This window comes from Tissierella sp., from assembly GCF_052089545.1.
Classification (GTDB): Bacteria; Bacillota; Clostridia; order Tissierellales; family Tissierellaceae; genus Tissierella_A.
The window spans coordinates 1-8,645 of sequence record NZ_JBQDAA010000092.1 but is presented as its reverse complement, the minus strand read 5'-3'; the positions used below and the strand labels follow the sequence as shown (position 1 = coordinate 8,645).

The following is an 8,645-nucleotide window of genomic DNA, read 5'->3' as shown; positions in this document are numbered from 1 at the left end:
GGCAGCACTACTACTCGGCAAAAGATAAATCTAATTATTTCTAATAAAGAGAAACTGGATAGGTTACACTTGGTAGGACAAATTTTTACTTAACATGGTACAAATAAATTAGGAAAAGATTTAAACGGCTAGAAATCATTCCGATGAAGACTTTAAGAAACAATTAGTAAATCAAGGTAACCATAGCTATAGAAGTTTATCTGAAGAATATGGAGTACCTACACCCACTATTAGAACTTGGATGATAAGATACAATGATTCTAAATGATTTAACCTAAATAATAATATAAGTTTGATATACCGCCCAAAATCTAGACCAAAAATCTAACTTTTGGGCAATTTTTATGTCTAAATATGAGTAATGATATAAGAAGGTAATTGTTAATAATTAATAATGCTATGAATTATTTGTTAGGATAAATAAAGAAAATAAAAGACATAAAGCTTAATTTGCCTTAATAGAATATAGTTTTCATTTAATATCTACCATTCTGTTTAATTGCTCTATAATCTTTTATAATTACAAGAGCTCATTCTATATTAAAATTAATCAATTGTGCTATAATATAAGTATTAATATAAACATTGGAGGAATATTATGGAGTTTATAATACCTGATTATGTAAAGATTCTTTTAAATAAATTAGGAAAAAGTGGTTTTGAAGCTTATATAGTAGGAGGAAGTGTAAGGGATAGTTTACTCAGTAAGACTCCTTCAGACTATGATATAACTACAAACGCTCTTCCAGAAGAAATAGAAGAAATATTTAAAGACTTTAAAACAATTCTAGTAGGAAAAGAATTTGGAACTGTTGTTGTAGTTCAAAAAGAGTCAAATGTAGAAATAACGACCTATAGAGTAGAAATGGATTACATAGATGGAAGAAGGCCTAGTTATGTAGCTTTTTCAAGTAATATAAAAGAAGACTTAAAAAGAAGAGATTTTACAATAAATGCTATGGCTTATTCAAAAAAAGAAGGACTTGTAGATCCTTTTGGTGGAAAAAAGGATCTACAAGAAAGGATAATTAAAACTGTAGGCGATCCAAAAAAAAGGTTTAAAGAGGACCATCTAAGACTTCTTAGATGTGTAAGATTTAGCACTATACTTCAGTTTGAAATAGAAAATAAAACTTTGAAAGCAGTAAAAGATATGGCTAGTCTTTTAGAAAAAATAAGCATGGAAAGGATTCGAGAAGAGCTATTTAAAATACTCCTTTCAAAAAATCCTTCTTATGGTATAAATCTTTTAAAGGATTTAGATATTTTAAAAATCATAATTCCGGAACTTATGGACTCAGTAGGATTTGACCAAAAAAATCCTCATCATGAATTTGATGTCTTTAATCATATACTATGTGTAGTAGATAAAACTCCTCCACTTATAGAAATAAGACTTGCAGCTCTTTTTCATGATATAGCTAAGCCTTCTACCTTTAGCCAAGATGAAGAAGGAGTAGGTCACTTTTACGGCCATCAAGATGAAAGTGAGTTTATGGCAGAGAAAATACTAAAAAACTTAAAGGCTCCAAGACTAGTAATTGAAAATGTAAAAAAACTTGTAAAAAATCATATGACCCAGCATAATGATTATAGTAAGAAAGGTCTTAAAAGACTTATAAATCGTCTTGGCGAGAATCAAATTTTCAACCTTTTAGACCTTCAACGGGCAGATATGAAATGTACAAGTCGCGGTAGGGATACAAGCCTTATAGACATACGAAAAGAAGAAATACAAAAGATAATAGATGGAAAAGAACCAGTCGAAAAAAAACAGCTTGATATTGATGGCAATGATATAGTAAACTTAGGATATAAAGAAGGTAAAATAATAGGAGATATACTTAATTATTTGTTAGAGATTGTATTAGAAAATCCTAATTTAAATAAAAAGGAAAAACTTATTGAAATTGTATTAGATAAATTTAAAATCTAGATTATAAAAATTGCGGAGGATATATATGACTAAATATTTTGGGACTGATGGGATAAGAGGAATTGCAAATAAAGACTTAACACCTGAACTTGCCTTTGAAGTTGGTAGAGCAGGAGCTTTTATACTAACTCATGGTGAAAAAGGAAAAATACTTATAGGTAAAGATACACGTGCTTCTGGGGATATGTTAGAAGCAAGTCTTATAGCTGGTATTACATCTATGGGGCTTGATGTTATAAGACTTGGAGTTATTCCAACTCCAGCTGTTGCATATTTAACTAGAAAGTATAAAGCTGTAGCTGGAATTGTTATCTCAGCGTCACACAATCCCGGTGAATATAATGGAATAAAGTTTTTTAATAAAGACGGCTTAAAACTTGATGATAATATAGAAGAAAAAATAGAAAAAATATTAAATAAAGAAAAAGAAGTTGACTTTAGACCAACTGGCAATGATGTTGGAAAGGTTTATAGAGAAAAAAATGGTGCAAAGGATTATAAGGAATTTTTAAAGAAGAGTATAAATATAGATTTAAAGGGTATAAAGGTAGCTATGGACTGTGGAAATGGAGCACTTTATAAAATAGGACCTGAAATAATAAAGGAACTGAATGGAGAAGTTATATGTGTAAATAAAAATCCAGATGGTATGAATATAAATAAGGATTGTGGATCTACAAACCATAAAGTAATCCAAGAACTTGTCAAAAAAGAAAATGCACATATAGGCCTTTCATTTGATGGTGATGCAGACAGGATAATAGCTGTAGATGAAAATGGAGATTTGATAGATGGTGACCATATATTAGCTATATGTGCTACTCATCTGAAAAGAAATGGTAAACTAAAGAACAATACAGTAGTAGGAACAGTAATGACAAACATAGGCTTAGATATATACTTAGAAGAATTGGGTATAAATATAGTTAAGACTACAGTAGGTGATAGATATATACTTCAAGAAATGTTAAAAAATGATTTTGTGCTTGGAGGAGAACAATCAGGTCATATACTATTTTTAGAACACAATACTACAGGAGATGGAATGGCAACAGGACTACATCTATTAGAAGTTTTAATAGAAAGTAAAAAACCTTTGAGTAGTTTAAGAGACTTAATGAAAAGTTATCCTCAAATTTTAATAAATGCTAAAGTAGACAATAAAAATAAATATAATTATTTAGAAGATGATATTATAAAAGAAGAGATAGAGAAGATAGAGGATAAATTCCATGGCAATGGAAGAGTAGTTATAAGACCTTCTGGTACAGAACCTTTAGTTAGAGTTATGATAGAAGGAGAAAATCAAGATGAAATAACTGGAATTGCAAAAAATCTTGCAATGGTTATAGAAAACAGATTATCAAAATAAAAAACTGGAGGAACCCTAGATGGATTATAAAATAGTTGCAGATAGTAGCTGTGATATAAATAGTGATATAGAAAAGAAAACAAATGTAGAACTGATACCTTTTAATATTGCAGTAGATTCAAAAGAATTTATTGATGACAAAGATATTGATATGAAGGATCTTGTGAAATCTATGAAGGATAGTCCTAATCCTATAAAGACTTCTTGCCCATCACCAGGAGATTTTTTAAATTCTTATGAAAAAGCAAAAGATATATATGTAGTTACAATTGCAGATAAATTATCTGGAACTTATAACAGTGCTATACTTGCTAAAGAAATGGCTTTAGAAAAGGATTCTAAAAAATTTGTTCATGTTTTTGATTCCAAAGGTGCAAGTGTTACAGAAACATTAACAGTCCTTAAAATAGATGAACTAATAAAGGAAGGTTTACCTAAAGAAAAGATAATAGAAAAAACGGAAAAGTATATAGATGAAACAAAGACATATTTTATATCGGAAGACCTAAGTAACTTAATCAAAAATGGTAGAATATCAAAGACTAAGGGATTAATAGCTACAGTTCTAAACTTTAAACCAATAATGGGACCGGATGAGGAAGGAAACATACATTTAGTAGAAAATATTAGAGGAAGTAAAAAAGCTTTTGGTAGATTGGTTGAAATGATAGGGGAAAGTAAAAAAGACTTTAAAGAAAGAACTCTTGCTATATCTCATGCAAACGCACTAGAAAAAGCATTAGATTTAAAGGAAAAGATTAAATCTCTATATGACTTTAAGGATATTATAATAGTAGAGACCAAGGGATTAAGTACTGCCTATGTTAATCATGAAGGAATTATTTTAGCTTTTTAAAAAGGTATTGACAAAAGATTGTTGGTTGATGTATAATAAAGGGGTAGAAAAAACTTCTTTATGCGGGAGTGGCGGAATTGGCAGACGCGCTAGACTTAGGATCTAGTGTCATTGACGTGGGGGTTCAAGTCCTCTTTCCCGCACCATACTAAACCAATGGATATATCCATTGGTTTTTTCATATTGTTTGGAAAAAATATTGTTTTAAAATATTGTTATGTTATAATAATATGATATAATAGTAGTCAAAATGTATAAAACTTTTGAGGAGGATATTTAAAATGAAATCGGTTATAGAAAAGAAAGAGGGAAACAAGGTTTCCTTTAATATTGAAATAAAATGGGATGAGTTTGAAAAAGGATTACAAAAATCTTACTTACAAAATAGAGGAAGATTTAATATACCTGGATTTAGAAAAGGAAAAACACCTAGAAAAATTATTGAAATGAACTACGGTGTAGAAGTTTTCTATGATGATGCTATAAATTTTGTATTGCCAGAAAAATATGAGACAGCTATAGAAGAGTTAGAATTAGAACCAGTAGATAGACCAGAAGTAGATATTGAGACAATCGAAAAAGGTGAACCTATAGAAGTAAAAATAAGTGTTGATGTAAAACCTGAGGTTGAATTAGGTGATTATAAAAACATAGAGTTAGAAAAAATAGACTATAGTGTAACAGATGAGATGGTAAATACTGAAATAAATGGTATGAGAGATTCTAATGCTAGACTTGTAGATGCAAATGATAGAGAGATAAAAGAAGGAGACCAAGTAACTATTGATTTCGTAGGTAGAAAAGATGGCGAAGCTTTCGAAGGTGGAACTGCTCGAGATACTAAGCTTGAAATAGGCTCTCAAAATTTTATACCAGGATTTGAAGAAGGTCTTGTAGGACACAAGAAGGACGAAGTAGTAGATGTAGATGTTACATTTCCTGAGGAATATCAAGAAGAATCACTAGCTGGTCAAGATGCTAAATTTGAAGTGACCATTAATGATATAAAAGAGAAGCAACTTCCAGAACTAGATGATGAATTTGCTAAAGATGTAAGTGAATTTGATACACTTGATGAATTAAAGGAAGATATAAAAGGAAAAATAGAAGAAGAACTTAAAAACCAAGAAAAAGTAGAAACTGAAAATAGAGTACTTGAAAAACTAATAGAAACATCTCAGGTAGACATACCAGAAGGTATGATAGAGTCACAACTTGATGATGAAGTGAAGCAATTTGATGTAAGACTTAAAAATCAAGGTTTAGAACTTGAAAAATATTTAGAACTTACAGGTTCTGATATGAAGGCTTTAAGAGAACAATTAAGACCTACAGCTGAAAAAAGAGTAAATGCTGATTTAATTTTAGAGGCTCTTGTAGAAGAAGAAAATATAGAGGTAAATGAAGAAGAAGTAGATAAAGAATTAGTAAGGATAGCTGAACAATATAATACTGAAGATACGGAAGAGTTTATAGCAGATATGAAGCGTGGAGATTTAGGCTTTTTAAAACAAGGAATAGCAAATAATAAAGCAATAGATCTTTTATTGAAAAATATTAAGTATAATTAATAGGAGGATGGTTCAATATGGCATTAGTACCAATGGTTGTAGAACAGACTAGTAGAGGTGAAAGATCATATGATATTTATTCAAGACTTCTAAAAGAAAGAATTATATTTTTAGGCGGAGAAGTAAATAATGTTATGTCTGACCTTATAGTAGCTCAGCTATTATTTCTAGAAGCTGAGGATCCAGACAAAGATGTTCAAATATATATAAATAGTCCAGGTGGTTCAGTTAGTGCGGGATTTGCTATTTATGATACCATGCAGTATATAAAGCCAGAAGTATCAACTATATGTGTAGGAATGGCTGCTAGTATGGGAGCATTTTTACTTGCTGGAGGAGCAAAAGGTAAAAGATTTTCATTACCAAATTCAGATATAATGATTCATCAACCTCTTGGAGGAACTCAAGGGCAAGCTGAAGATATAAAAATACAAGCAGAAAAAATTATTGAAATAAGAGAACGTATAAACAAGATATTAAGTGAAAGAACAGGTCAACCACTTGAAAGAATAGAAAAAGATACAGATAGAGATTACCATTTAAGTGCACAAAAAGCAGTTGAATATGGTATAATAGATAAAGTAGTTAATTCAAGAAAATAAATAAAAAGAGGTGTAACAATGGCCAAATTTGAAGATAAACAACTTCGTTGTTCATTTTGTGGAAAACCACAAGACCAAGTGCGTAGACTGATTGCAGGGCCAAATGTTTATATATGCAATGAATGTATAGAGCTATGCAAAGATATAATAGAGGAAGAATTTGTAGAACATATAGATTATGATATGGAAGAGTTACCAAAACCTTCTTCTATAAATAGTACTTTAAATGATTATGTAATACAGCAAGAAAAAGCAAAAAGAACACTTGCAGTAGCTGTATATAACCATTATAAGAGAATAAATAAAAAAACATCTAAAAATGATGATATAGAATTACAAAAGAGTAATATTTTAATGGTGGGTCCTACAGGCTCAGGCAAAACTTTACTTGCTCAAACACTTGCTAGAGTACTAGATGTTCCTTTTGCTATGGCAGATGCAACTAGTCTTACTGAAGCAGGATACGTAGGAGAAGATGTTGAAAATATAATATTAAAACTTATTCAAGCTGCTGACTATGATATTGAAAAAGCTGAAAAAGGTATAATATATATAGACGAGATTGATAAAATAGCTAGAAAAACAGAAAATCCATCTATTACACGCGACGTTAGTGGTGAGGGAGTACAGCAGGCACTTTTAAAAGTTCTAGAAGGAACTGTTGCAAATGTACCTCCACAAGGTGGTAGAAAGCATCCACATCAAGACTTTATTCAAGTAGACACTACTAATATATTGTTTATAGTAGCTGGTGCTTTTGATGGTTTAGAGAAAGTAGTTCAAAACAGGATAGGTAAAAGTTCTATAGGTTTTGGAGCGGAGATAAAAACAAAAGAAAAAGAAAGAGTAGGAGAAATTTTAAAAAGATTACAACCTGAAGATCTTTTAAAATTTGGACTTATTCCAGAATTTGTGGGAAGACTTCCTGTTACTGTTACTCTTGAAGAATTAGATGAAGATGCTTTAGTCAAGATATTAACAGAACCTAAAAATGCTCTTGTAAAACAATATAAAGAATTATTTAAAATGGAAGATGTAGATTTAGAGTTTGATGATGAAGCATTAAAAGTTATAGCTAAAAAAGCTATAGAAAGAAAAACAGGTGCTAGAGGACTTAGAAGTATTATAGAAGAAACTATGCTTGATATAATGTATGATATTCCATGTAGAGAAGATGTTGAAAAATGTTTAATCACTAAAGAAACAGTTGAAAAAAAGGGAGATCCCACATTAGTCTTACTAGACAATAAAAAATCAAGTATAAAAGATAAGGCTGGAAATAAAGAATCTGCATCATAAGGCTCACTCTATGTGAGCCTTTTATTTTAATTTAAAATAGGAGTGATAAAATGGAAAATGATAATTATGAAGTCCATAAAAAAACTCTACCACTGATACCTTTAAGAGGTATATCAATATTTCCCTTTATGGTAATTCATTTTGATGTAGGAAGAGAAAAATCTATAAATGCATTAGAAAAGGCAATGTTAGATGAATCACCAATATTACTTTGTACTCAAATTGATCCTAAAATAGATGATCCAACGAAAGAAGATTTTCATTCAATTGGTACTATTTCTAAGGTAAAGCAAATGCTAAAACTTCCAGGAGGTAATACTAGAGTACTTGTTGAAGGATTAAGTAGAGGTAGGGTTATAAATGTACCAAAAGAAGAGCCATATATTGAAGTAGAAGCAGAAGAGTATCTATATGATCCTTCCGATCTTGAAAAAGATAAGTCCATGGAAGCTGCTATGAGACTTGTGATTTCAGATTTAGATGAATATATAAGTTTAAATAGCAAGATAACTCCAGAAGTTCTTACAGCAGTAGCGGACATAGATGACCCAGGTAGATTAGCAGATATTATAGCATCATATATAGTTCTTAAAATGGAAGACAATCAAAAGTTATTAGAAACCTTTGATTTTTATGAAAGACTTGAAGCTCTTCATGGTATATTGAAAGAAGAGATAGAACTTTTAAAAATAGAAGACGAGATTGATCAAAGAGTAAAAAAACAAATAAATAAGGTTCAAAAGGAACATTATTTAAGAGAGCAAATGAAAGCGATTCAAAAAGAATTAGGTCAAGATGGAAGCTTTGAAGAAGAGGTAGATGACTACAAAGAGAAAATTGAAGATTTTAATTTATCAAAAGAGATTGAAGAAAAACTATTAAAAGAAGTAGATAGATTAAACCAGCTATCTCCTAATTCACCTGAAATAGGTATGCTTAGGACTTATTTAGATTGGGTTGTAGAACTTCCTTGGAATAAAGAAGCGGATGCTAAAATTGATATTAAGGC

General features: G+C 30.3%; 7 protein-coding genes and 1 tRNA gene. All 8 read left to right on the top strand.

Going from position 1 to position 8,645, the window contains the following annotated elements:
* Positions 1-598: 598 nt before the first annotated feature.
* Positions 599-1,936, top strand: a complete 1,338-nt coding sequence (locus ACTHW2_RS07790) for a CCA tRNA nucleotidyltransferase (RefSeq protein WP_442263383.1) — start codon at positions 599-601, stop codon at positions 1,934-1,936.
* 25 nt (positions 1,937-1,961) lie between these two features.
* The gene (gene glmM / locus ACTHW2_RS07785) at positions 1,962-3,308 is read left to right on the top strand and encodes a phosphoglucosamine mutase (protein WP_442263382.1); all 1,347 of its coding nucleotides are present in this window, start codon (positions 1,962-1,964) and stop codon (positions 3,306-3,308) included.
* Between the two features lie 19 nt (positions 3,309-3,327).
* A complete protein-coding gene (locus ACTHW2_RS07780; RefSeq protein WP_442263381.1) occupies positions 3,328-4,164 on the top strand; it encodes a DegV family protein in 837 nt (278 codons plus the stop codon).
* 62 nt (positions 4,165-4,226) lie between these two features.
* Positions 4,227-4,310, top strand: a tRNA-Leu gene (locus tag ACTHW2_RS07775).
* Positions 4,311-4,445: 135 nt separating this feature from the next.
* Positions 4,446-5,735, top strand: coding sequence for a trigger factor (tig, locus tag ACTHW2_RS07770; protein WP_442263380.1), 1,290 nt, complete (start codon positions 4,446-4,448; stop codon positions 5,733-5,735).
* A gap of 17 nt (positions 5,736-5,752) precedes the next feature.
* Complete coding sequence (gene clpP / locus ACTHW2_RS07765; RefSeq protein WP_442263379.1) at positions 5,753-6,337, top strand: ATP-dependent Clp endopeptidase proteolytic subunit ClpP; 585 nt, start codon at positions 5,753-5,755, stop codon at positions 6,335-6,337.
* A gap of 18 nt (positions 6,338-6,355) precedes the next feature.
* Positions 6,356-7,636 (top strand): ATP-dependent Clp protease ATP-binding subunit ClpX, encoded by a 1,281-nt coding sequence (gene clpX, locus ACTHW2_RS07760; protein ID WP_442263378.1) that lies wholly within the window; start codon positions 6,356-6,358, stop codon positions 7,634-7,636.
* 50 nt (positions 7,637-7,686) lie between these two features.
* A partial coding sequence (locus tag ACTHW2_RS07755; RefSeq protein ID WP_442263377.1) for an LON peptidase substrate-binding domain-containing protein occupies positions 7,687-8,645 on the top strand: 959 nt, incomplete at its 3' end.

Bases quoted from the DNA above. Each gene is read 5' to 3' on its own strand.
- ACTHW2_RS07790 (WP_442263383.1), top strand. From the start codon at position 599: ATGGAGTTTATAATACCTGATTATGTAAAGATTCTTTTAAATAAATTA.
- tig (WP_442263380.1), top strand. From the start codon at position 4,446: ATGAAATCGGTTATAGAAAAGAAAGAGGGAAACAAGGTTTCCTTTAAT.
- clpP (WP_442263379.1), top strand. From the start codon at position 5,753: ATGGCATTAGTACCAATGGTTGTAGAACAGACTAGTAGAGGTGAAAGA.
- clpX (WP_442263378.1), top strand. From the start codon at position 6,356: ATGGCCAAATTTGAAGATAAACAACTTCGTTGTTCATTTTGTGGAAAA.
- ACTHW2_RS07780 (WP_442263381.1), top strand. From the start codon at position 3,328: ATGGATTATAAAATAGTTGCAGATAGTAGCTGTGATATAAATAGTGAT.
- glmM (WP_442263382.1), top strand. From the start codon at position 1,962: ATGACTAAATATTTTGGGACTGATGGGATAAGAGGAATTGCAAATAAA.